The following is a 21901-nucleotide window of genomic DNA, read 5'->3' as shown; positions in this document are numbered from 1 at the left end:
ATAGGGGGAATGAGTTCGCCCCGTAGTGACCTGGCGTGGGTCACGCCCCCGACCAGCGCGTTTGGTGCCCAATGGCCCTCCCCCGCCGGCAACTCTTCGTTTTCTGGCTGGGGACGACCGGTCAGGTCCGGGAGAAATCCGGCTTCTGCAGCGTCGCGCCGTCGTCGCCGTCGGTGCCGGCCGTTTTCACCGTCTGGAGCCAGGTCTCGACGTCGGGCCCGACGATCACCGCGCGCTCGGGAGCCAGCAGCGCTCCCGAGGCGAGCGCGGGAACCGCAGGCTGAACCACCCGCACGGGGCGGTTATCACCTTGCTGGGCAAGCACTTTCGAGGTCAACTCGGGCAACCGGATGGCATTCGGGCCGGCGATGGTGCGTGGGGTGTGCGTCTGTCCCAGGGCCGCCTCGACCAGGACGTCGGCGACCGTGTCGGCCGCGACGGGCTGAATCAGCCAGTCCTCCACGATCACCTCGTCCCTGTCACAATTCACCGGCCCCGCGGGGCCGGTGGCGGATTCGTACCACGGGGTCGACTTCACGACCGTGGTCGGGACCGGGCCCTCGAGCAGGGTCTCTTTTGCCGCCCGCTTGCCTTCGAAGTAGGGCAGGCCGTCGAACACCGGATAGTCGATGCCGGCCATCGTCGACACCACCAGACGCTGGACGCCGCGCGCGGAGCAGACACCCATGACGTTGCGAGAGGCGGTGGTCAGGGCCTCGGTGATAGTGGGGTAGCCGTCGTGCGGCGTCGGCTTGGTGACGTCGATCGCGACGTCGACGCCCTTGAGCGCCCGGTACAGACTCTCCCCGTCGAGGACGTCGACGCCCTGCGCGCGCGACAGCTCGACGACCGCGACGCCCCGGGCCTTGAGCCTGGCGACGACGCGGGCGCCGGCGGTGCCGGTCGCACCGATCACGGCGACGGTGGTCAAGAGACCTCACCCGCTTTCGTTGGTGGTCGCTCATTACCACCCAGCCGATCGCATCCCAAACGGTCGATCTCGAAGCTGGAATCATTCCGTGACCGCACGCACACCGGCTAGCGCGTTTGGCGCGGCCACCGCCGGGAACGCCATAGGAGCGAGACGCACAGCAATCAAAGGGAGGTTGATCCATGGGGGATCAGAAGAGCGGACCACAGGAAGCCGTCACGGGCGCCGTCGAAGGCCTGAAGGGCAAGGTCAAGGAGGCCGGCGGGGCCGTCCTCGGCCGCAACGACCTGGTCGAAGAGGGTCAGGCTCAGCAGGATAAGGCCGACGCTCAGCGCGACGCCGGCAAGAAGGAGGCCGAAGCGGAGTCCGCCCGGGCCGGCGCGAAGGCCGCCGAGGAGCGTCAGAAGGACAACCAGTAGCACGTTGACGAAGGGGTCCGGTCCCACCAGGGGCCGGGCCCCTTTTTCGCTTCCCTTTTTAGCTTCGGCGCCGTGGCGGGTTTCAAACCGTCCGGTCCGGCTATTCCTGGCTACGACCGGATGAGCGAGGTGGAAGATGGGCCTGAACGATCGCGTCTTGAACATCGTCGCGTTCCTGCGCGCGGGATACCCCACGGGCGCACCCGCATGCGGCTACGCGCCGGTCTTGGCGCTGCTGCCGCGCCGGGTGTCCGACGGCGAGGTCGCCACCATCGCGACGAAGCTGCAAGTCGGAAAGGGTCGTTCGATCTCCAACGTCGACGTCGGGGTGGAAATCACCCGGGTCATCGACGCGCTGCCCTCGGTGGACGAGATCGCGCGGGTCAAGGACCGGCTCAGCGCGCTGGGATAGCCGTCACGCCGAGTCACGCGTGTTCGAGGTCGACGACCAGCGGCCGGTGGTCGGAAATGTCCATGGGCTCGGCCGTGACGGCCTTGCCGCGCAGGCGGCGATCGTCGGTCAGGATGTGATCCAGCTGGCGGTCGGGGGCGTGCGCGGGAAACGTCGCGGCGGCGGCCAACGCCCGCATGCCCGACCAGCGCCGCACGGATTTGGGTGTCATGTTGAGGTCGCCGGTCAGCAGCCGCGGGCCCGGGAAGCCGCGCAGGTCGTGCACCAGCTGGCGCAGCTGGCGCCGATTCCAGCCCGGGACGAACGACAGGTGCGTGTTGGCCACGGTCAGCTCGCCCATCGGGGTGCGCAGCCGCGCGATGACGGCCGCCCTGGGTTCCTCGTCGACCACCATGACCCGGTTGGGGCCCGGCAGGTACATGGGGAAGCGCATCGGGATGCGCGGCAGCCGCACCACCTGCCAGCTGGCCACCGGGTACCGGGACAGCAGCGCGATTCCGTAGGCCGCGGTCCCGGGTTGTTCGCGACCCGTGGCGGCCATCCACGTCGCCCCGGGCGTGCCGGAGATCGCGGCCACGAACCGGTGCTCGACGGCGCCCATCGCGTCGGCCGCTACGGCGGTGAGGTCGGCCCGCTCGGACCGCGGCTGATCACAGTCGACCTCTTGCAGGCTGAGCACGTCGGGATCCAGCCGGCGCACGCAGTCCCGCAACCGCTGCACCTGGACGCCGTCGCCGACGGTGCGACCGTGCAAAATGTTGAAGGTCGCCACACGCATAGGGTTTCTCCTACCCACTTTCAAGACCGCGCAGTCATGGGCGGCTCGGACAACCGGACGTCAGCGGAAGACGACTTCTCCGACCGTTAGCAGCCGCTGCAGGACGAACGGCGGCAGAATGGCCGGCGTGTCATCGCGACCGGGCCGCATTTGGCTCCGATAACATTGCGCCGCCTGGCGTTTGCGATTTATGGCCAAGCCGGTCGCGGGGACCGAGCGGGCGCGGTCCCACGGCACCACGGGGTCACCCGGGGTGGCCCAGTGCCACATCCAGACCGGATATTCCAACAGTGCGACGCCGGTGCGCGCGCATGCCGCCGCGGCGGCGCGTCCCACCGCCTCGTAGTCGGGATGCCCGTCGCCCCGCCAGGTGGCGGCACACCAGGTTTCGGGACCGGTGGACTGCAGTATCTTGGCCAGGGCTCCGGTCAGCCGGTCCTCGTGGTTGGCCAGTTCGCCGTCGGGCAATCCCAGCCGCATCGGCTGAGCGACCCCCAGAATGCTTGCGGCCCTGCGCAGTTCGTATCGACGAGTCGTCGACAGCCGAATCCGGCCGGACAGCGTCGCGCCGGGCGCAGCAGCGCCGCCGTCGCTGACCGACACCACCCGGACGTCGACGCCGGACGCGGTCAGCGCCGCGATCGTCGCACCCAGGCCCAGGGTCTCGTCGTGCGGGTGGGCCGCCACGACGATCAGGCGGCGACAGCCCGTGAGGTCGAGTGGCGGCAGGGGAGCACGCTCAAAAGCGGCCAGCCACAATGGCGCCGGGGTACCGCCGTGGGTCAGCGGCTTGGCCGCGAACCGGGCGCGGTTGCTGATCGGCGCGGTCCTCACGGCGTCCTCAGCGCTGGCGACCCGCGAGCTGACCGAGCTCGGCGAGGTCGCGCTCGGCGTGGCTTTGCCGAATGTAGATGCTCAGGTCGGCGACGCGCTGGGCGTGCCGGCCGTCCTGGCAGAGCGGCCCCGGTCCCAGCGCGCGGCCGGTGCGGGTGATGGCCTCGTCGACAGCGTGTTCAACCACCGTGCGGACGCGGCGGGCCAGCAGTTGGACGGTGCCGGTCCGGTCGAACGGGTCGGAGTCGACCTGCGCCGCGGCGGCGGTCAAGATCGCGTCGCTGGCGGCCAGCGCGGCGTCCACGGCGCCGAGGTGCGCCAACGAATAGGCGTCGGCGGATTCGCTTCTGGCGCAACGGTACAGCGGATCGGCCACCCGGCGGGCGCCGCCGAGCCAGCAGGCGGCCACACCGATCGCGCCGTGCCAGAACCCCGGCCGATTCACGTAATCGCCCGGATCGCCCACCGCGACGGCGTGAGTATTGGTGAACTGGACCGGCCGGGTGTCGCTGCCGGCCATGCCGGCGTTCCACCAGGTGCTCGGCAGCGGTTTGACGCTCGCGTCGGTCACCTGCACGGCGAACAGCCCCCGGGTGCCGTCTTCGAGGCGGGCGGTCACCAGGGCGTGGGTGCAGAATCCGGCGCCCGAGCACCACACCTTGGTGCCCGTCAGCGTGAAGGCGCCGTTGGTGTCGGTAGCGGTGAGCACCGCGTCCGGGGATTCGGCCGCCCAGACGCCCCACAGCTGGCCCGATTCCGGCGGCTTACCGCCCAATTCGTGCAGGATTGCCACCGCGTCGAGATGCGATTCGGCGACCCTGGCCGCCACGATGTTCTCCTCCGCCAAGGACGAAAGGCGTTGCCAGCGTTCCGCGGTGCGTCCCGAGGCGGGCAGTGGCAGCTCGAGTCGTCCCGACTCCAGCCAATGCCTGACCAGTCCCGCCGTCACGCGTAATCACCCGCCGCCGATCTCCCCAGTTGCCTGAGGTGCTGAGCGAACCCTTGTGGCGCCCGAGCCCGGGTTCGTGCCGACATAGTGGCGGAAAGGCCGGTGGTGCGAGGCAAGCGGTCGCCCCTGTGCAGGCGAGTCGACTCCGCCCGCTCGTTGCGGGCGGGGATCACTACAGCGGCTTCGTAGGCGCTGAGCCAAGCAGTTGACACCCCGAAGGACTTGCCCAATTGGCCGCAAGTTAAACGGACTTACCAATCTTTCGCCGCATTAGCGCAGGTTGTAGCGGCCGCGAGCGGGGTATGACCTATGCACCATGGCACCCATCGAGACCCACCTCGACGCGCCCGCATCCAACACGCAGCTGCGGGAAGCGCTGCGCGGTGCGGCGTCGGCGCTCAAGGAGAACGGCCCACGCTTCGCGCTGGCGGGCAGCTACGCGTTGTGGGCCTACGGCGCGCCGGAGCCCACGCACGACGTGGATCTGGTGGTGGCCGAGTCCGACGTGGACGAGGCGGTGGCCACGCTGCGCGACGCGGGCTTCGCGGTCGAGCGTCCCCCGGAGGACTGGCTGTTCAAGGCACGCAACGGCGAGACGGTGGTGGATGTGCTGCACCGCCTCAACGGCGTACGGGTGGAATCGTCGACGCTGGACTGCGCCGAGGAGCACGACGTGCTGGCCATCAGGATGCCCGTGCTGCCGCCGACGATGGTGCTCATCCAGCAACTGCGTTCGCTGGGCGAGCACTACTGCGACTTCGCCAAGCTATTACCGGCCGTGCGTGCCGTCCGTGAGCAGCTGGACTGGGACCGGATTCGGGCGTGCACCGCCGACAACGATTACGCGGTCGCCTTCCTGGTGCTCGTCGAGCGGCTCGGCCTCACCGCTCAGTGATTGCGCAGCTTGGCTACCAGCTTGTCCTTCGTCAGGCTCGAATACCCCGACATGCCAAGTTCTTTCGCCCGCTTGCGCAACTGCGGAACCGTCCAGTCCTGATATGAGCCCGACTTGCCGCCCTTGCGCGAAACCGAGGACTTGCCCCGCGCGGCCGCCGCGTTGGAAATCCGGGCCGCTTTCTCTTTGGAGTTGCCCTGCTTGCGTAGGTCCTCGTACAGCTTTTCGTTCTTGATCGACGAGTTCGGCATCGTTCACCCTCCTGTCCAAATCAGACACCTCAGGGTGCCCGCGGTGACCGTCGTGAAAACCCCAGGTCTGCGACATCGTCGACAGCTATCCCGACGCGGTGGGTTACCTACCATTGAGACGGGTAGTCGAAAGTGGTGATCGGGGCGACTGGCGAAAACGGCGAATTGCGGGGCGTGGTGGCGGTTGGCGCCTCCGCGGGGGGGAGTGGAGGCGCTGTCGAAGCTGGTGGCGGGGCTGTCGCCGGACGTGCCGTACGCCTACCTGATCACGTTGCACATACCCCCGGGCGCGCCGAGCGTTCTGGCGCGGATCGTCGACCGCAGCGGCCCGCTGCCGGCCGTCACCGCCCAGGACGGCGCGAATCTCGAACCGGCGCGCATCTACGTCGCCCCGCCGGACCGTCACCTACTGGCCGCCGACCATCGCGTGGTGCTGTCCCAGGGGCCGACCGAGAACGGGCACCGGCCGGCGATCAACGCGCTGTTCCGCTCGGTCGCCCTGGAGTTCGGCCCCCGCGCGATCGGCGTCCTGCTCTCGGGCGTGCTGGACGACGGCGTGCTGGGCTTGGGCGCCATTCGGTCCCGCGGCGGCGTCACCATCGGCCAATCACCCGACGACGCGCTGTTCCCGGCGATGCCGGCCAACGCGCGCGACGCCGGCGTGCTGGACCGTGAGGCGGCGGCTGCCGACATTGGCGCGATCCTCAAGGAGCTGTCGCACCAGAAGACGAAGGAAACCAACGTGGAACGCGACGTCGGCATGGAACTCGAGAATCGGATCGCCATGATGGCGCGGATTTCGACCGACTTCGACACCCAACAACTGGGCACCCCATCCGGGTACACCTGCCCGGACTGCAACGGCTCCCTGGTCTCCATCAGCGAGGGCAACTTCCGCTGCCAGGTCGGGCACGCCTGGACGACCGACGCGTTGCTCGCCGCGCGGGACAGCGAGGTCGAGGGTGCGCTGTGGGTGGCCCTGCGCAGCCTGCAGGAGAAGGCCCGACTGGCGCGGGGGATGGCGCAGAAGGCGGGGCCCGGTCCGCTCAACGTGCGTTACACCGGCCTCGCCGAAGAATCCGAACGCGCGCTCAGGGTGCTCAGCGACCGGCTGTCGAGCGATGGTGAACGCGGTGGTTAAGCGGAGCCCGGCCATCCGTGTCGACACGGACCCGCAACTCGACGTCCCGATCCTGGTGGTGGATGGCGTGCTGGACAGCTCGACGTATCGAGGCCTGCGCGACACCGTGATCAAGGCCGCGCTGGACCAGCCCGCCGCGGTGGTCGTCGACGTCGACCAGCTCACTGTGCCGACGGAAACGGCCTGGACCGTCTTCACCAGCGCCCGCTGGCACGTCAGCACCTGGCCGGACGTCCCCATCCTGCTGGTGTCCACCAAGCCGTCCGTCCGGCGGGCGATTATGAAGACCGGCGTGACCCGGTACGTGCCCGTGTACGCGAGCCGCGGGTTGGCGCTGGACGCCGCCCGCGGAACGTCTCGGCACGTCCGGCGCCGCGCGCGCACGGAGCTGCCCCGCTCGAACGGCACCCTCGCGATGGCCCGGACCGTCGTCACCGACTGGCTCACCGAATGGGACCAACGCGTGTTGGCTCCCGTCGCGACCACAGTGGCCACCGTCTTCATCGAAAACACGCTCGACCACACCGAGAGCGCGCCGGTGCTGATCGTCGAAAGCCATCGCGGGGCCGTCACCGTCGCCGTCGAGGATGGCAACGACCAGCTGCCCTTGCGGCACGAGGACGCCCGGCGAGGTGCCGAAATCGTGTCCGGCCTGGCCATCGTTTCCGCGCTGTGTCGGACGTGGGGCGCCACCCCCACCTCGTCGGGCAAGACCGTCTGGGCGATGGTCGGTCGCGAAGATCGGATCTGACGCCGCGAGTAGTGTTCAAGTCTTCGCTCGATTTGGACGGGACTTGCATGGATGGCACGACCGATGAGGCTTTCGAGGCCCTGCTGCGCTACATGCGGGATTCCCGCGGCTTCGACTTCACCGGGTACAAGCGCACGTCGCTGATGCGCCGCGTCCGCCGCCGCATGGATCAGGCAGGCTACAGCGCCTTCGAGGAATACCTCGACTTCCTGCAGGCTAGCTCGGACGAATTCGCGGCGCTCTTCAACACCATCCTGATCAACGTCACCGCCTTCTTCCGCGACCCGGAGGCCTGGGAGTACATCGGCTCCGAGGTCATCCCGCGGATGCTGGCCGAGCGCGGTCCCAGCGATCCGATTCGGGTGTGGAGCGCGGGATGCGCGTCGGGCGAGGAGGCCTACACGCTGGCCATACTGCTGGCCGAGGTGCTGGGCGCGGAGAGCTTCCGGCAACGGGTCAAGATCTACGCCACCGACATCGACGAGGACGCGCTGACCGAGGCGCGCACCGCGTCCTATGACGCCAAGGCCGTCGAGGCGGTGCCGCCCGACCTGCTGTCACGCTATTTCGAACAGGTCAACGGACGCTACGTGTTTCACAAGGATCTGCGCCGCGCGGTGATCTTCGGTCGCAACGACCTGGTCAAGGATGCGCCGATCTCCCGCGTCGATCTGCTGGTGTGCCGCAACACCCTGATGTACCTCAACGCCGAGACCCAACGAAACGTCCTGGGCCGCTTGCATTTTGCGCTCGCACCGCAGGGCGCGCTGTTCCTCGGGCACGCCGAGATGCTGCTCAGCCACGGGGATCGGTTCACCCCGTTGAACCTCAAACACCGGATCTTTCGGAAGGCGGTCGGAAGCCACACCGGCGTGGAGCGCTTCGACCCCACCGGGGCTTTCTACGACCGCAATGTCGATCTGACGGGCCTGACGACGGTGCGCGACCTGGCTTTCCGCGCCAGCCCGGTGGCTCAGATCGTGGTGACCGGTGAGGACACCGTCGCGATGATCAACCAGCAGGCCGAGACGCTGTTCGGGCTCTCGGCCCGCGACATCGGTCGGCTGCTGCGCGACCTCGAGGTGTCCTACCGTCCGGTCGAACTGCGCGCCTACCTGGAGCAGGCCAAGGTGGAGCGGCGCTCGGCGCGCATCCAGGACGTCAAATGGCAGCGCCCGGGCGCCGAGACGGTGTGGTTCGAGATCCACGTCAATCCGCTGGTCGACGCCGAGAACGGGCTGCTGGGCGTGTCGATCGTGTTCTTCGACGTCAGCGCGACGCGGGCCCTGCTGGACAAGGTGGTCCAGACCAATCGCCAGCTGGAAGCGGCCTACGAGGAATTGCAGTCGACCAACGCGGAACTCGAGACCACCAACGAGGAACTACAGTCCACCGTCGAGGAATTGGAGACCACGAACGAGGAGCTGCAGTCCACCAACGAAGAGCTCGAGACGATGAACGAGGAACTGCAGTCCACCAACGACGAACTGCACACCATCAACGACATGTTGCGGGAACGCAGCCTCGAACTCGACGAGGCGAAGGTCGTCCTGGATTCGCTGGTCGACTCGGTCCAGATGGGCATGGTGGTGGTCGACCGCGAGATGAAGGTGATCCTGTGGAACCGCGGCTGCGAAGAGCTGTGGGGCCTGCGGTCCGATGAGACGGTGGGAAACCGACTGACCGCGTTGGACATCGGCCTGCCGCTGGACGGAGTGCGGCCGTTGATTGGCAATGCGTTCGTGGACGCCGACAGCTCCGGTGAGACGGAAGTCGACGCGATCAACCGCCGGGGGCGATCGACCCGGGTGCGCGTCACGTGCACGTCGTTTCGGTCGGGCGAGGGAACGGTCGCGGGCGCCCTGTTGCTCATGGAGGTCGTGAGCTAGCCGCGTCACTGTTCCCACCGCGCGGCCGCTTCCTCGGCCGCCTGGTGCGCCAGTTGCGCGCGGCGCCGCGACTCCGCCGCCCTGCGCCGGGCCATCGCCACCGACTGGGCGGTGGCGCGCATTCCCGCGGAAAGGTCTTTACGCCTCCGGCTGAGTTCGGCGGCGCGCAATCCGGCGAGTTCGGCCCGGCCCGCCGCGGTGTTCTCGGGATCATGCTCCCACGGCGCGGGTGGGGCCACGGCGCCGACTTCTTCGGCCGGCGGGGCCCAGCTCAAACCGCGATCTTCGTCCGGCAGCGGCCCGCCCTCGACGACGTCTGCCAACACCCGCCCGATCCGGTGGATCGGCAGCACCAGGTCGGCGCCGGCCCGCGCCGCGGCGACCGGCATCGACGAATACTGGGCGGTGTCCGGGCTCTCCGCGATCACGATCGCGCCGGCGCGCTTCATCGCCGCGGTGCCCGCCGCCCCGTCCTGCCCGGAGCCGGACAACACCGCCGCCACGCTGCGCGGCCCATACGATTCCGCGACCGAGCGCAGCATCAGGTCGAAGCGACGAACACCGGGGTCCCGCAACGTACGCAGGCGGCAGCGGCCATCCGGGGTCAGGACCAGGCACATTCCCGGAGGACAGATGATCGTTTGGCCGGGCCCCAGCGGCTGGCCGTCGCGCGCCCAACTCACCCGCCGCGCGGTCTGCCGCCGAAGAATCGCCGGCAGCACGCTGTCGTGGTCACCGAGGTGTTGCTGCACGACGATGGCGGCCGGAAGGTCGCCCGGCAGATCACGCAGAACCGTCGACAACGCGGCCAAACCCCCCGCCGACGCCAGCAGGACTACCAACTCGACGGCGGGCCGATACGGGTCGCTCGCCACCGCTCCAGTCTTCCAAACCGAGGCCCCAACAACAGTCCGGCGAGCGATCCGGCCCAGTGCGCCTATCCGGTATGCGAAACGACGGTGTGTCAGGCGAAACCGCCGCGCCGCCACAGTTTCGCGGGTACCGGGCCGGGTACGCCCAGCCATGGGCGACGCAAGGGGGTTGAGGTGAGGATTGCGATCGTCAGTGGCGACGACATCGTCGCTGACGACCCACAGGAACTGTCCGCCGCGCTGGCGGCCCGTGGCAATGAGGTCACTAGATTCGTCCGTGGCAGGGGTCACCGCCGCGACGGAACCGGCTCCGACACCCACCGCACGGTGATGGTGTCCGCCGGTCCGTGCGCGCCGAAGTCAGCCCTGGACGTGCTGCCCTACGTCGGCGACTGGGCGGGGGCGCTTGCAGCAGAGTGGTCCGCTGAGTTGCCAGACGTCGTGCACGCCTACGGCTGGCTCGGCGGTTTGGCCGCCCAGCTGGCCGCCTGGCGGCGAGAAATACCGACCGTCCAGAGCTTCCTGGGGCTGGCGGCAACGTGCGGAACCAGAACCGGCGGGGAAACGCCGCAAGAGGTCGCACGGCTGCGCGTCGAATCGCTCCTGGCGCGCAGCGCGACGTGGGTGACGGGTGAGAGTTCCGATGACGTCGATGCGCTCGCGCGGTTGCGCCACAGCCGCGCGCGAGTGTCAGCCTTGACCAGCGGGGTGGACGTCGAGCGATACAACTCCTGCGGCCCGGCGCTGGCCCGCACCGACCTGCATCGCATCCTTTGCCTTGCGCCAAACCCGCTGCCGCGCAACGGGTTCGACATCCTCATCCGAGCCTTGCCCAGGCTCCCGGCCACGGAGCTGGTGCTGGCGGAGACGGAAAACCAAATTCATGAGCACGACGAGGCGCGGGTCCGGCTACAACTTCTGGCCGCCGCGTTAGGGGTGTCCGAGCGGGTCCAGTTCGCGGGCACCGTTTCCGGTGACGAACTGCCGATGCTGCTGCGATCCGCCGACGTGCTCGCCTGTACCCCGCGGCAGCCTCCGCGCGGCACCGCGGCGCTACAGGCGATGGCCAGTGGCGTTGCGGTGGTCGCCTACGACCTCGGGGTGCTCAGTGACGCCGTGGTGGACAACGTCACCGGCCTACTGCTGCCACCGGACGCCCCCGCCGGATTATCCGCGACGTTGAGAACTCTTCTCGCCCAGCGCTTTCAGTGTCAAAGCATGGGTTCGGCGGGCCGCAGCCGCGCACTGTCTCGTTATGCCTGGGACCGGATCGCGCTCGACTGCCTCAACATCTACCAACGGGCGGGCTCCCCATCTTGGTCGCCGCAGCGCTTGCAGTCATCGGGCCTGCGGTGATGCAATGAGAGCAGCGCGCAAGACCCTGGGGGAGCGCCGACTATGACCGCCTTGACGAGCGTTACCGATAACACCGGCCCCGGTGCGGTTGCCGGTGCGGTGGGCCGACTGCCCTGTGCGGGCCAAGCCGACCTTCCCCGCACCGGCGGCGACGCAGGGCGGCACGCTCGGGGTGCGGGTTCGGCGCTTCGGCACGACCAATTCCGCACCGTCGATCCGCAGGCCGCGCGGCAGTTCTTCGCCGGCGCCTACAACCCCGCCTGGCGCATCGCCGGACTCACGAGCCGCTCGGCCGTATCCCATCGGCGGTGCGAGGGGGCCGCCGTGGCGGTCGACGACGTGATGATCCAGGGGCGCGCCGCGTTGGAGATCGCGGCCTCCGACAACGTCGTCGTGGTCCAGCCCCGGGGCGGCTCGATGAGCTTTGCCGGCGGTCCGCCCGCCACGGCGGACTTCCCGGTGCTGGTCGCCCATGGCATGCCATGCGTGTTGCACTGCAACGGCGCACGGTTCGACGTGGTGAGCGTCGCCGCGGATGTGCTGCACAGGGTCGCCGCGGATTTGCATGCGCCGCTGCCCCGGCAGATCCACTTCCTCGATTGGCGTCCGCGTTCGCGGGCGGCCGTGCGAGCGTGGCATCGGGCGCTGGATTACGTTGCACTGACCCTGGCCGGCCCGGACACCCCCCACCAGCCACTCGTGGTGGCGGGGCTGGCCCCACTGCTGGCCGGCGCGCTGCTGGAGTGTTACCCGTCCAACGTCACGGAGCTTGACCTGGCCAACGAACCCGAGCTGCCCGAAACGCTCAAGGACGCAGTCTCTTTCATCCATCGGCATGCCGCCGGGGACGTCAGCATCAACGACGTCGCGGCCGCGGTGCACCTCACGCCCAGGGCGGTGCAGTACCTCTTCCGCCGCCAACTAGGTAGCACGCCAACGGAATACATTCGCCGCGTTCGCCTCAGCCGGGCGCATCAAGAATTGCTGGCCGGCACGCCGTCCCACAGCACCGTCACCGAAATCGCCCAGCGGTGGGGATTCGCGCACACCGGCCGATTCGCGGTGCTGTACCGGCAGACGTACGGCCAGAGCCCGCACACCACCCTCCGGCACATGACCGCGGGGTCATGACCGCGACACGCCGCTGAGCCGCAGGTCACACCCGCTGCGCAGCAGTTCCGGGCCAGGTCGCCGAACGAACACGCCGGACAGCATTTTTCGCACGGCGAGCCGCAGGCGAAACCGCCTGGTTGAAGGCCGATTCTCCTCGTGCGAGCGAACTTGGGTTGGCGCTGAAGCGCACCGGCGGCCGATATTGCCGGTAGGCTTGGGTCAGGTTGAGTCCCCAGCTGCCGTATCAACGGGCGCCAAACGGACACCGTCGTCGCTTGCCCTGCCTTGTCAAGCCAGAAGGGCGCATCTCCATGACTGCTTCACCTGATCTACGTACACCCGATCGACCACTCAATCGACATAAGCCCGAGCTGCTCGGAGAACCTCGTAGCCGCTACCAAATCGATTGCGCCGGAGCCCAAGTCCATGTGCACGCCCGCAGCACCGCCACGGTGTTGCGCATCGACGGTGAGGTCGACGCGGCCAACACCGACCTGGTCGCCGATGTGATTCGCCGTTTCTCGCGGTTGAGGGCCCCGTTGGTCCTCGACCTCAGCGGCCTGGATTTCCTTGCCGGTTCGGGCCTTCGAGCGCTGCTCGACCTCAACGAGGAGCATCGGAAGGCCCAGCTGCGGTGCAGCATAGTCAGCGGCGCGGCGCTGCGCCGGCTCACGCGGCTGTTGCCCGACCACGGCCTGCCGATCGCCGACTCGGTCGATGCGGCACTGGCGCACATCGAAGCTTCGACCACTGCCCGTCGGCGGTTGGTTTCGGGCCCGGCCCGCCAGCACGAGCCGCAGCGCCGGGCTGCGCGACTCCGCGAGCTCGCATCCTAGCGGCCCAGCCGGTGCATCAACTGGTCCGCGGCGCGGCGACCGCTGGCCATGGCGCCGTGCACGGTGGCCGGGTTGTTGATTCCGACCGCCTCGCCGGCCAGGTAGAGCCGGTCGCCGATCGGTTCTTGCAACCGGCGCCGGTCGTCGAGGCCGGAGCCGGGCGCGTGAAACGAGTAGGCCCCGCGCGCATACGGGTCGGCGTTCCAGTTCGATGTCTTGACCTCCACGGGCACGGCGCCGCCGAACAGGCGGCGAGCCACCGGCTGGGCGGTGGCGATCAAATCCTGCGGGGTCGAGGATTCCACGGCACGGCCGCGCTCGCCGGCGTTGAACGCCATGACGATTGGGCCTGCCGCCGCGGACAGGGTGAACCACTGGGCCCACATGCCGCCTTCGGCGGCGAGGTATTGATAGAAGGCGCTGTCCACCGTCCAGCCGCGCCGGTCGAAGCGGAAGAAACTCTTGGACAACACCCCGAAGCCTAGGGCGTCAACCGCGCGGCTGTGGCGGCTCGGCAGGGGCGGATCGAAGGAAATGGCACGGGCTTTCAGCACGCCGAGCGGGACGGTGACGATCACGGCGGGGCCCTGGAACGACCGATCTTTTGCGCGGATGGTGACGGAGTCGTCCCGCTGCGCGATCCCGGTCACCGGCGTGTCGAGGTCGACCTGAAGCCCGCTGGCGAGGAGCCTCGGCAGGGCGTCGTAGCCGTTCGTGATGACGTCCTGGTCGCCGCCGGTGTAGTCGCCCTCGTCAAAAGTGATGGCGGACAGTTGATCCGCGTCGGCGGCGAATTCGTCCTCGATCTCGGTGGTGAGGTAGAAGGCCAACTGGGCGCGGTCGGCGTCCGAGAGACCTTCGGCGCCGGCCGCGGCGTCGACCGCCGCCGCCAGGCTGCCGCCGCCGACTTGGTAGCGGGCCTGCTCCACGAAAGCGCGCCACGGCGTCGGGTCGTAGTCCAGCCGTGGGAGTTTGGGATCGATGACCAGCTTGGCCCAGCCGTAGTAGTCGGTCGTGACCAATTGGGCCTGAGCCTGCCGCGCCAACTCGCGCAACGGGTTGTCCGCCGTGCCGTGGATCCAGGACGCTCCCATCTCCAGCGGTGCGCCCCAGTCTCGGTCGGTGTGGATCCGGCCGCCGATGCGGTCGCGGGCCTCGATCACCCGTACCGGCCATCCCGCGTCGGCCAGGGCGCGAGCGGCGGACAGGCCGGCCATTCCCGCCCCGATGACGAGGATCGACCGGGTGTCCGGTGGGGGCGGCCGTACGGGCGGCGGACGACGTGGGGCGCAGGAGGCCAACAGTCCGCCGCCCGTCGCCGCGATGAATTCCCGACGGGACATCGGGTACACGGGTGTTAGCGTCTCATACGAGAAACGGTTTGCCGGAATTGCCGAATCCGAACGGACCTTGGGGATAAACTTGCGACAGTCCTTAACTGCGGCGACGAGGCCGAGTTGAATGGGGGAGCGGCGATGAGTGCTCGGCGATCGGCTCGCGCGGTCGACCCCTATCCCGACGTGTTGCCCCCCAGCCAGACCGTGAGCGTCAAGGCCACCGACGGCACCCGCCTGCACGCCGAGGTCTTCGGGCCCGCCGACGGTTACCCCATCGTCCTGACGCATGGCATCACCTGCGCCATCCGGGCCTGGGCGTACCAGATCGCGGATCTGGCCAACGACTACCGCGTGATCGCCTTCGACCATCGCGGCCATGGGCGCAGCGGCATGCCGCGCCGCGGCGGTTACAGCCTGAAATACCTTGCCTCCGACCTTAATTCGGTGCTGGATGCGACCTTGGCGCCGCACGAGCGCGCCGTGCTGGCCGGGCATTCGATGGGGGGCATCACCATCGCCGCGTGGTCGGCGCGGTACCGGCACATGGTTCGCCGGCGCGCCGACGCCGTCGCGCTGATCAACACCACCACCGGGGATCTGGTCCGCAAGGTGCAGTTGCTCTCGGTGCCGCAAGGGCTTTCGCCCGCGCGAGTCGTCGCAGCCCGCGCGCTGATCAACGCGTTCGGTGGGTTCCCGATCCCGACCGCCGCCCGGATTCCGAGCCGTTACCTGGTCGGGATGCTGGCGGTGGGCAAGGACGCCGACCCGGGCGTGGCCAGGATCGTCCACCAGCTCTTCGAACAGACGTCACCCGCGGGACGCGCCGGCTGCGCCAGGATGCTGGTCGCCGCGTTGGGGTCGCGATACCTGGAGCTGGACGGTTTGACGGTTCCGACGCTGGTCATCGGCAGCGAACGTGATCGGCTGACCCCGATCAGCCAGGCCCGCAGGATCGCAAGCACGGCGCCCAACGTCGTCGGCCTGGTCGAGCTGCCGGGCGGCCACTGCTCGATGCTGGAACACCCGCGCGAGGTGAATCGGCACCTGCGGGCGCTCGCCGAATCGGTGATCCACGACGTGGCGATCAGTTCATAGCAAGGCGGTGATTTCGGCGGCCGCCCGCTGGCCGGACCGAACAGCGCCGTCGAGGAATCCCGTCCATTCGTCTGCCGTCTCGGTGCCGGCCCAGTGAATCGGGCCGACGGGCTCGCGCAGGAACGGCCCGAATCGTGTCCACGATCCCGGAGGAACCGCGGCGGTGGGGCCGCCGGGCGCGAATTGCTCTGCACCCCAACGGTGGTCGACGTAGTCGAGCGGTTTGAGCGCGTCGTCGCCAAACAGCCTGGCGAAGCAGGTCAATGCCGCGTGCCGACGTTGCTGGGGGGCGAGCTCGTCGAACTCGCGGGCGTCGACGAACCCCATCAGGATGCCCGGCCCGTCGGCGTGCGGACTGACGTCGAAGGTGATGAACACCGGCCCCGTGTCCGACAGCGCCTGGCCGGAGAAGCCGTTGGCGCGCCAAAACGGCGTGGAGTACGCCGCATAGGCCTTGCTGAGCTGGCCTTGGGGCCAATGCCGCGCGAGTTGGTGATATTCGGTGGGCAGTGGCGGAGCGAACTCGATCGACGCGCGGTGGGCGGGCGGGACCGCGACCACCACAAACCCGGCCTCTGCCTGGCCGACGTCGGTGGTGACCGTGACCCCCGCGCCGTGCCGGTCGATGCGGCGGACCGGCGCGTCCAGCACGACGCGGGTGCCGAGCTCGGCGGCCGCGGCCTCGGCGATCTGCTGGGTGCCGCCCGGAAAACGATCCTGCTGGGCGCCGTTTTCGACGTCGAGCAGCCGGTCTAGGCCGCCGGCGGCGTGCGTGTAGCGGGCCGCGTGCAGCATCGATACCTCGTCGGGCTCACACCCCCAGGTCACCCGGGACACGATCGCGAGCAGGTCACGCGACGACGCGGTGGCGCGCACCGAGCGCAGCCAGCCGCCGAGCGAGACGTCGTCGAGTTCGCGCGCCCGGCGCGCCTCCCATGGGGCGTCCACCGGGATGCTGCGGGCGATCCGGTCGAATTGCCACCGCAACCGGCCGATGTCGAGCAGCCCGGTCAGCGAAAGCTTGGGGATGGTGCCGCGGTAGGAATGCGTCCAGCCGCGCCAGTGGATCACGTTCTTGCCGTCGTGGTGGGTCGGAATGGTCGGGACGTCGAGCTCGGCCGCCAACGCCAGGACGGCGTCCTGGGTGGGCCCGACGAACGTGCCCCCCAGATCGGCGGGCAGCCCCGCCACGCTGCCGGTGAAGGACCGACCGCCGACGCGGTCGCGGCCCTCGAAGACCACCACGTCATGGCCCTGGCGTGCCAGCTCACGCGCGGCGGCAAGCCCCGCAAACCCCGCACCGACCACGACCACGTCGACGATCCACGGCGGATTTGGCACGGGGAACAGTCAACCGCAATTCTTGCGATTTCGTAGGCCGAATGCCGCCGCCGATTCCGGCGTTCGCATCACGGCGAGGGCAAACATACGCTGACGTCGGCACATTGGCTACGCTGCGTCCACGTGATTGCCACCGCCTCGGCACTTCAAACCCGGCCGAATCTGCGAACGGTAGCCCTAGGCAGCATGGTCGGCACCACCATTGAGTGGTACGACTTCTACCTCTACGCCACCGCCTCCGCCCTCGTCTTCAAGCCGCTGTTCTTCCCGCACGTGTCCGCGACGGCCGGGACCCTGGCGACCTTCGCGACCTACGCGGCCGGATTCGGCGCCCGGCCGATCGGCGCGATCGTCTCCGGGCATTTCGGGGACCGGCTGGGCCGCAAGGCCGTGTTGGTGGCCGCGTTGCTGGTGATGGGTCTGGTCACGACGGCGATCGGCCTGCTGCCGACGTATGCCGAGGCGGGTCTGCTGGCCCCGGTGCTGCTGGCGGGGCTGCGGGTGCTGCAGGGGCTTGCCGTGGGGGCCGAGTGGGGCGGCGCGGCCGTGTTGTCGGTGGAGCACGCGCCGCCGGGCCGGCGCGGGTTGCTCGGCAGCTTCACCCAGCTCGGCTCCCCGGCCGGCATGCTGCTCGCGACGTCGGTGTTCTACGTCACCCGCAGCGCGACCGGCGCGGCCGGCTTCTTGGCCTTCGGATGGCGAATTCCCTTCTTGCTCAGCGCGGTTCTGGTGGCGCTCGGGCTGGTTCTGCGCTTGAAGCTCACCGACGCGGAGATCTTCGAACGGCTCAGGGAGGGCGACGACCTGTTGCGGTTGCCGGTGCTCGAGGTGCTGCGCACCCAACCGCGCAACGTGCTGATCACGACGGGCCTGCGCCTGTCGCAGATTGCACTGTTCGTGCTGCTGACCACGTATTCGCTTACCTACCTTCAGGATTCGTTCGGTAAGGGCAGCTCGATCGGCCTGATCGCGGTGTCGATCTCGTCGGCGCTGGGGTTCCTCAGCACCCCCGGCTGGGCGCTGCTGTCGGACCGGGTGGGGCGGCGCCCGCCCTACCTGTTCGGCGCGCTCGCCGGCGTCTTGGCGCTCGCGTTGTTCTTCGTGGCGGCCGGCAGCGGCTCGTCGATCGCCGTGGTGGCCGCAATCGTCTTCGGCGTCAACGTCGTTCACGACGCCATGTACGGGCCGCAGGCCGCGTGGTTCGCTGAGCTGTTCGACACCCGGGTGCGCTACAGCGGCTCGTCGCTGGGCTACCAGATCGGCGCGGTGCTGTCCGGGGGCTTCGCGCCGTTGATCGCCGCGGCGCTGCTGGCCGCCGGCGGCGGCAGCCCCTGGCTGATCGTCGGCTACTTCGCGGTGCTGGCGGCCCTCACCTTCGCGTCGGCCTACGCGGCGCGCGAAACCGGCGCGGACCGGGCGAGCCTGTGAGCAGGATCTACCTCAACGCCTTCGACATGGCCTGCGTGGGGCATCAGTCGGCGGGACTGTGGCGCCATCCCGACGATCAGGGCCACCGCTATCGCGAGCTCGGGTATTGGACGGACCTGGCGCGCATCCTTCAGGCCGGCGGCTTCGACGCGCTGTTCCTCGCCGACGTGCTGGGCGTCTACGACGTGTACGGCGGCTCGCGGGACGCGGCGGTGCGCGACGCCGCGCAGTTCCCGGTCAACGACCCTACCGCCGCCGTGTCGGCGATGGCGGCGGTCACCGACACCCTCGGCTTCGGCATCACCCTGTCGCTGACTTACGAGCAGCCCTACGCGTTGGCCCGCCGGCTGACCACCCTCGATCACCTCACCGGCGGGCGGGTGGCGTGGAACATCGTCACCTCGTACCTGGACAGCGCCGCGCGAAACCTGGGCCTGGACGCGCAGATCCCGCACGACCGGCGCTACGAGATCGCCGAGGAGTACGTCGAGGTCTGCTACAAGCTGTGGGAGGCGTCGTGGGAGGCCGACGCCGTGGTGCGCGACCCGCGGCGCGGGGTGTTCACCGACCCGGCGAAGGTGCACGACATCGAGCACAAGGGCCGCTACTTCTCGGTGCCCGGCCCCTTCCTGTGCGAGCCGTCGCCGCAACGCACCCCGGTGCTGTTCCAGGCCGGCGCGTCGCCGCGCGGCGTCCGGTTCGCCGCGGCCCACGCCGAGGCGGTGTTCGTGTCCGGGCCGACGCCGCAGATCGTGCGGCGTCCGGTCGCCGCACTGCGCGGCGCCGCCGCGGAGTTGGGGCGTGATCCGCGGTCCATCAAGGTGTTCACCATGGTTACCCCGGTGGTCGCCGAGACCCGCGCGGCCGCCGAGGCCAAGCTGGCCGACTACCGGCGCTTCGTCAGCCCGGACGGCGCGCTGGCCCTGTTCGGCGGCTGGACGGGGGTCGATCTGGCCGAGCTCGACCCGGACGAGCCGCTGCGCTACGTCGAGACGGACGCGAACCGCTCCGCGCTGGCATCCTTCACCACCGCTGACCCCGACCGCGCCTGGACGGTCCGGGAACTCGCCGACGAGATCGGTATCGGCGGCCGCGGGCCGGTGCTCGTCGGTTCGCCGACCGAGGTGGCCGACGAGTTGGAGCGGTGGGTCGAGGAGGCCGACGTCGACGGGTTCAACGTCGCCTACGTGACGACGCCGGGCACCTTCGCCGACTTCGCCGACCTGGTGGTCCCGGAGTTGCGGCGCCGCGGTCGGGTGCCCGAGAGCGTGCCGCGTGCCACGCTGCGCGAGCGGCTCGGCGGCGCCGGCCCGTTGCTGGCTGACGACCACCCCGGTGCGCGACACCGGCGAGGCTAGCGGTGGGCTCCGGAGCGAGCGATATACCCATTTGACAAATGATCGATCATCGATCAGATTGACATGGAGCGAGTCCACTTACGCCGGAGGAATCAGATGACAGCCATCGACGCACCCAAATCTGCCCGCGCCTACCAGGATTGGCGGCTGGCGGACATCCCGCACTATCGGGACGGCATCAGCACCTACGAGTTCGTGCGCGCCACACATCAGGCGGACTACCGGACGTACCAGGCCGAGGCGGTAGCGGGGCGTTCGTTCGGTTTCAACGGCATCGGCCGATTGACCGAGGTTGCCCTGCACATGCCGACCGAACACACCATCCACGATCAGAGCCCGCAATACCGGCAGAACCCGGCGTTTTTCCAAGGCCTGATGGGTGTCCCGGACCGTGGCCCGGTCGACCTGGCCGCGTTTCAACGCGAAACCGAGGAATTGGCAACGGCTTTGCAGAGCAATGGCATCACGGTGCACTGGATCGATTACCCCGACGAGCCGACCAATGCCTACGGGCCACTGATGGGCCATGTGTTCTTGTCCTGGGGCTCGATTTGGCGCGGCGGATCGGTCATTTCGCGTTTCGGATTCCTGCCCGGCATGGTCGGCGTCACCGAGTACCTCGCCAAGTGGGCGTGGAACACGTTGAACATTCCGCCGCTTGTCGCGATCACCGAAGGCGCAATGGAGCCAGGCGCCTGCAACATGATCGCCGAGGAGGTGCTGGTCACCTGTTTATCGGCCTCGTACGACCAGCGTGGAACGGACCAATTCGTCGACGCTATATCCAGAACCAGCGGCACCGAGGAGTTTCACAACCTGCAACTGCGGCCCGCCGTGGAAGGCTTCTTCAACAAAGCCACCGGTGCCTGCGCGCATCCGGACATCAACATCAACGCGATCGACGTGGGAAAGCTCATCGTCTCACCGGCAGCGCTGGACTGGGAGGCGCGTACCTGGTTGTACGACAACAACTTCGAGCTGATCGAAGCGGATCCAGAAGAGCAGCGCGACTTCCTCGCGCCGTGCAATGTGCTGTTGCTCGAGCCCGGCAAGGTGATCGCCCACGCGGACTGCCACCGGACGAACGAGAAAATCCGGGCCGCCGGCGTGCAGGTTATCGAAGTAACCGGTACTGAGATCCGGAAGGCGTGTGGCGGCATCAAGTGTCGGGTGATGCAGATAGACCGGGAGCCCGGGCCGACTCTCGCCGATGTCCGCAACCGGGTCTGGCGGCAGGCCTAGAGTTAGGCGGTGTCCAACGCGTCCGACGGGCGGCCTGAAGTTCGGGGCATGCCGCTTCGCGAACAGATTCTGGGTGTGCTGCTCGACGGGCTGATCAGCGGTCGGTGGCAACCCGGTGACCGTATCGTGGAACGCCAGGTCGCCACCGAGCTGAACGTCAGCCAAGCGCCCGTGCGCGAGGCGCTGCGCGATCTGGAAGCACTGCGGCTGGTCAGCTCGGAACCGAACAAGGGCGCGCGGGTGCGCGACATCGGTGCCGGCGACCTGCTCGAGATGTACCCCGTGCGAGCAGCTCTGGAAGGCCTCGCGGCCTCACTTGCGGTCGACAAGCTGGCCGGTGATGTGACGGCATTGCAGCGGCATACCGACGAGATCCGGCGAGCCGCGGAGTTGGGTGACGTCGGCATGCAGGTTCGGGCCGGCGTCGCGTTCCACCGCGAGATCGTCGCGAGTTCGGGCAACGCAGTGTTGCTCGCGGTGTGGGAATCGCTCGGCATCGAAGTGTGGACAAACCTGTCGCTCCGCCTACTTCGCACCGGATTACACGACAACGTCGACGATCACACCGCAATCGTCGACGCCTTCGCCAGGCGCGATCCGAATGTCGGCGAGCTGGTACGCGAGCATGTGCTGTCGTACTGCCACGGGAGCCCGACCGACGTCGGGTCGTAAG

The 21901-nt window shown here is 68.8% G+C and carries 21 protein-coding genes and 1 pseudogene; 14 read left to right on the top strand and 8 right to left on the bottom strand.

Translation table 11 applies throughout. From position 1 onward, the window contains the following. Positions 1–121: 121 nt before the first annotated feature. Positions 122–931, bottom strand: a complete 810-nt coding sequence (locus ACEL92_RS20525; RefSeq protein WP_374022491.1) for an SDR family oxidoreductase — start codon at positions 929–931, stop codon at positions 122–124. Between the two features lie 182 nt (positions 932–1113). Between ACEL92_RS20525 and ACEL92_RS20520 the strand changes: the two genes are divergently transcribed. Then, complete coding sequence (locus ACEL92_RS20520; RefSeq protein WP_374022490.1) at positions 1114–1350, top strand: CsbD family protein; 237 nt, start codon at positions 1114–1116, stop codon at positions 1348–1350. Between the two features lie 136 nt (positions 1351–1486). Then, a complete protein-coding gene (locus ACEL92_RS20515) occupies positions 1487–1762 on the top strand; it encodes a DUF3349 domain-containing protein (RefSeq protein WP_374022489.1) in 276 nt (91 codons plus the stop codon). A gap of 13 nt (positions 1763–1775) precedes the next feature. Here ACEL92_RS20515 and ACEL92_RS20510 read toward each other — a convergent pair whose 3' ends face one another. From ACEL92_RS20510 to ACEL92_RS20500, 3 genes are read right to left on the bottom strand one after another with little or no spacing between them, the layout of a single operon-like run. Continuing rightward, positions 1776–2540, bottom strand: coding sequence for an endonuclease/exonuclease/phosphatase family protein (locus ACEL92_RS20510; RefSeq protein WP_374022488.1), 765 nt, complete (start codon positions 2538–2540; stop codon positions 1776–1778). A 60-nt stretch (positions 2541–2600) separates the two neighbouring features. Next, positions 2601–3374 carry a PIG-L deacetylase family protein gene (locus tag ACEL92_RS20505; RefSeq protein WP_374022487.1) on the bottom strand — a complete coding sequence of 258 codons (774 nt, stop codon included), beginning with the start codon at positions 3372–3374 and terminating at the stop codon, positions 2601–2603. Positions 3375–3381: 7 nt separating this feature from the next. Beyond that, complete coding sequence (locus ACEL92_RS20500) at positions 3382–4323, bottom strand: acyl-CoA dehydrogenase (RefSeq protein ID WP_374022486.1); 942 nt, start codon at positions 4321–4323, stop codon at positions 3382–3384. A 316-nt stretch (positions 4324–4639) separates the two neighbouring features. Between ACEL92_RS20500 and ACEL92_RS20495 the strand changes: the two genes are divergently transcribed. After that, complete coding sequence (locus ACEL92_RS20495) at positions 4640–5218, top strand: nucleotidyltransferase family protein (protein ID WP_374022485.1); 579 nt, start codon at positions 4640–4642, stop codon at positions 5216–5218. On the opposite strand, the gene ACEL92_RS20490 is transcribed toward ACEL92_RS20495, so the two are convergent. After that, on the bottom strand, positions 5212–5469 hold the full coding sequence (locus ACEL92_RS20490) for a Rho termination factor (RefSeq protein WP_374022484.1): 258 nt from the start codon (positions 5467–5469) through the stop codon (positions 5212–5214). The genes ACEL92_RS20495 and ACEL92_RS20490 overlap by 7 nt on opposite strands. Before the next feature lie 135 nt (positions 5470–5604). Here ACEL92_RS20490 and ACEL92_RS20485 point away from each other — a divergent pair. The 3 genes and pseudogenes from ACEL92_RS20485 (at position 5605) to ACEL92_RS20475 (ending at position 9250) form a co-directional block, all read left to right on the top strand. Beyond that, positions 5605–6610: pseudogene (locus ACEL92_RS20485) on the top strand (chemotaxis protein CheB). Then, positions 6603–7361 carry an STAS domain-containing protein gene (locus tag ACEL92_RS20480; RefSeq protein ID WP_374022483.1) on the top strand — a complete coding sequence of 253 codons (759 nt, stop codon included), beginning with the start codon at positions 6603–6605 and terminating at the stop codon, positions 7359–7361. The pseudogene ACEL92_RS20485 and the gene ACEL92_RS20480 overlap by 8 nt, the downstream one beginning before the upstream one ends. 47 nt (positions 7362–7408) lie before the next feature. Then, complete coding sequence (locus ACEL92_RS20475) at positions 7409–9250, top strand: CheR family methyltransferase (protein WP_374022482.1); 1842 nt, start codon at positions 7409–7411, stop codon at positions 9248–9250. A gap of 5 nt (positions 9251–9255) precedes the next feature. On the opposite strand, the gene ACEL92_RS20470 is transcribed toward ACEL92_RS20475, so the two are convergent. Continuing rightward, a complete protein-coding gene (locus tag ACEL92_RS20470; RefSeq protein WP_374022481.1) occupies positions 9256–10125 on the bottom strand; it encodes a chemotaxis protein CheB in 870 nt (289 codons plus the stop codon). 171 nt (positions 10126–10296) lie between these two features. Here ACEL92_RS20470 and ACEL92_RS20465 point away from each other — a divergent pair, with 171 nt between their 5' ends. From ACEL92_RS20465 to ACEL92_RS20455, 3 genes are all read left to right on the top strand, one after another. After that, complete coding sequence (locus tag ACEL92_RS20465; RefSeq protein WP_374022480.1) at positions 10297–11478, top strand: glycosyltransferase; 1182 nt, start codon at positions 10297–10299, stop codon at positions 11476–11478. Positions 11479–11520: 42 nt separating this feature from the next. Then, positions 11521–12609: a helix-turn-helix transcriptional regulator gene (locus ACEL92_RS20460; protein ID WP_374022479.1), complete on the top strand. Its 1089-nt coding sequence runs from the start codon at positions 11521–11523 to the stop codon at positions 12607–12609. Between the two features lie 410 nt (positions 12610–13019). Next, positions 13020–13427: an STAS domain-containing protein gene (locus ACEL92_RS20455; protein WP_374022478.1), complete on the top strand. Its 408-nt coding sequence runs from the start codon at positions 13020–13022 to the stop codon at positions 13425–13427. Here the strand turns inward: ACEL92_RS20455 and ACEL92_RS20450 are convergent. Further along, the gene (locus ACEL92_RS20450; RefSeq protein ID WP_374022477.1) at positions 13424–14779 is read right to left on the bottom strand and encodes a flavin monoamine oxidase family protein; all 1356 of its coding nucleotides are present in this window, start codon (positions 14777–14779) and stop codon (positions 13424–13426) included. The genes ACEL92_RS20455 and ACEL92_RS20450 overlap by 4 nt on opposite strands. A gap of 123 nt (positions 14780–14902) precedes the next feature. Here ACEL92_RS20450 and ACEL92_RS20445 point away from each other — a divergent pair, with 123 nt between their 5' ends. Beyond that, complete coding sequence (locus ACEL92_RS20445) at positions 14903–15859, top strand: alpha/beta fold hydrolase (RefSeq protein ID WP_374022476.1); 957 nt, start codon at positions 14903–14905, stop codon at positions 15857–15859. On the opposite strand, the gene ACEL92_RS20440 is transcribed toward ACEL92_RS20445, so the two are convergent. After that, positions 15854–17200 (bottom strand): flavin monoamine oxidase family protein, encoded by a 1347-nt coding sequence (locus tag ACEL92_RS20440; protein ID WP_374022475.1) that lies wholly within the window; start codon positions 17198–17200, stop codon positions 15854–15856. The genes ACEL92_RS20445 and ACEL92_RS20440 overlap by 6 nt on opposite strands. Positions 17201–17386: 186 nt before the next feature. Here ACEL92_RS20440 and ACEL92_RS20435 point away from each other — a divergent pair, with 186 nt between their 5' ends. The 4 genes from ACEL92_RS20435 (at position 17387) to ACEL92_RS20420 (ending at position 21900) form a co-directional block, all read left to right on the top strand. Continuing rightward, complete coding sequence (locus ACEL92_RS20435; protein WP_374022474.1) at positions 17387–18628, top strand: MFS transporter; 1242 nt, start codon at positions 17387–17389, stop codon at positions 18626–18628. Then, positions 18625–19986, top strand: coding sequence for an LLM class flavin-dependent oxidoreductase (locus ACEL92_RS20430; protein ID WP_374022473.1), 1362 nt, complete (start codon positions 18625–18627; stop codon positions 19984–19986). The genes ACEL92_RS20435 and ACEL92_RS20430 overlap by 4 nt, the downstream gene beginning before the upstream one ends. A gap of 96 nt (positions 19987–20082) precedes the next feature. Continuing rightward, the gene (gene nnhA / locus ACEL92_RS20425) at positions 20083–21228 is read left to right on the top strand and encodes a 2-nitroimidazole nitrohydrolase (RefSeq protein WP_374022472.1); all 1146 of its coding nucleotides are present in this window, start codon (positions 20083–20085) and stop codon (positions 21226–21228) included. Between the two features lie 48 nt (positions 21229–21276). After that, positions 21277–21900 carry a GntR family transcriptional regulator gene (locus tag ACEL92_RS20420; protein WP_374022471.1) on the top strand — a complete coding sequence of 208 codons (624 nt, stop codon included), beginning with the start codon at positions 21277–21279 and terminating at the stop codon, positions 21898–21900. The last annotated feature ends 1 nt before the right edge of the window (position 21901 follow it).

The organism is Mycobacterium hainanense, assembly GCF_041890355.1.
Taxonomy (GTDB): Bacteria; Actinomycetota; Actinomycetes; order Mycobacteriales; family Mycobacteriaceae; genus Mycobacterium; species Mycobacterium hainanense.
Note: the sequence above shows the minus strand (reverse complement) of the source record. Positions and strands in the feature narration are given on the sequence as shown.

Coding starts and splice junctions, on each gene's coding strand:
- ACEL92_RS20520 (WP_374022490.1), top strand. CDS start 1,114: ATGGGGGATCAGAAGAGCGGACCACAGGAAGCCGTCACGGGCGCCGTC.
- ACEL92_RS20515 (WP_374022489.1), top strand. CDS start 1,487: ATGGGCCTGAACGATCGCGTCTTGAACATCGTCGCGTTCCTGCGCGCG.
- ACEL92_RS20510 (WP_374022488.1), bottom strand. CDS start 2,540: ATGCGTGTGGCGACCTTCAACATTTTGCACGGTCGCACCGTCGGCGAC.
- ACEL92_RS20495 (WP_374022485.1), top strand. CDS start 4,640: ATGGCACCCATCGAGACCCACCTCGACGCGCCCGCATCCAACACGCAG.
- ACEL92_RS20490 (WP_374022484.1), bottom strand. CDS start 5,469: ATGCCGAACTCGTCGATCAAGAACGAAAAGCTGTACGAGGACCTACGC.
- ACEL92_RS20475 (WP_374022482.1), top strand. CDS start 7,409: ATGGATGGCACGACCGATGAGGCTTTCGAGGCCCTGCTGCGCTACATG.
- ACEL92_RS20460 (WP_374022479.1), top strand. CDS start 11,521: ATGACCGCCTTGACGAGCGTTACCGATAACACCGGCCCCGGTGCGGTT.
- ACEL92_RS20445 (WP_374022476.1), top strand. CDS start 14,903: ATGAGTGCTCGGCGATCGGCTCGCGCGGTCGACCCCTATCCCGACGTG.
- ACEL92_RS20435 (WP_374022474.1), top strand. CDS start 17,387: ATGGTCGGCACCACCATTGAGTGGTACGACTTCTACCTCTACGCCACC.
- nnhA (WP_374022472.1), top strand. CDS start 20,083: ATGACAGCCATCGACGCACCCAAATCTGCCCGCGCCTACCAGGATTGG.
- ACEL92_RS20420 (WP_374022471.1), top strand. CDS start 21,277: ATGCCGCTTCGCGAACAGATTCTGGGTGTGCTGCTCGACGGGCTGATC.